At 41.8% G+C, this 609-nt stretch carries 1 protein-coding gene; it reads left to right on the top strand.

The features are described from left to right. Positions 1-198: 198 nt before the first annotated feature. A partial coding sequence (locus AN161_RS27165; protein WP_241774672.1) for an IS110 family transposase occupies positions 199-609 on the top strand: 411 nt, incomplete at both ends.

Genomic DNA, 609 nt, shown 5'->3' with positions numbered 1-609 from the left:
ATTGATCGTTTCTTTCCGGAATTTATGACGGTGTTTAAAGACTTCGGAAAAATGGCTTATGCGGCGCTTGAAATGACACCACTACCTAGTGATATTCAAGGGAAGGCGCCAGAAGAGTTATTGTTTTTGTATCGCCAAGTGAAGGGAATGAAATCGCCCCAACTACCAAAAGCGAAACGATTAGTTGGCACAGCACTNGGTAGCACAGCACTCCATTGGACTGACAGAGGGACTCGTGATGGCACGAATAGAAATTGCCACACTTCTCACACAGTACAAATTGATGCAAAGCCAATTAGACACTTTAACAGAACAGTTAACCGAACTAGCAAAAGAAATGACGGACTATGACTACTTAAATTCTGTCCCAGGCATCAGCAACGGAACGATTGTCGAGCTACTTTCAGAAGTCGGTTCACTCACACAATATGACCATCCACGCCAATTAATTAAACTAGCGGGACTTACATTACGTGAAAACTCTTCTGGACAACACAAAGGACAAAAACGAATATCCAAGCGAGGAAGAAGAAAGTTACGGGCTCTTTTATTTCGAGTCATGATGCCGTTAATTCGTCATAATGAAGCCTTTAAGAAATTACATGAATA

Origin of the sequence: Lysinibacillus sp. FJAT-14222 (genome assembly GCF_001278875.1) — a bacterium.
Classification (GTDB): Bacteria; Bacillota; Bacilli; order Bacillales_A; family Planococcaceae; genus Lysinibacillus; species Lysinibacillus agricola.
This window is presented reverse-complemented; position numbering and strand designations above follow the sequence as displayed.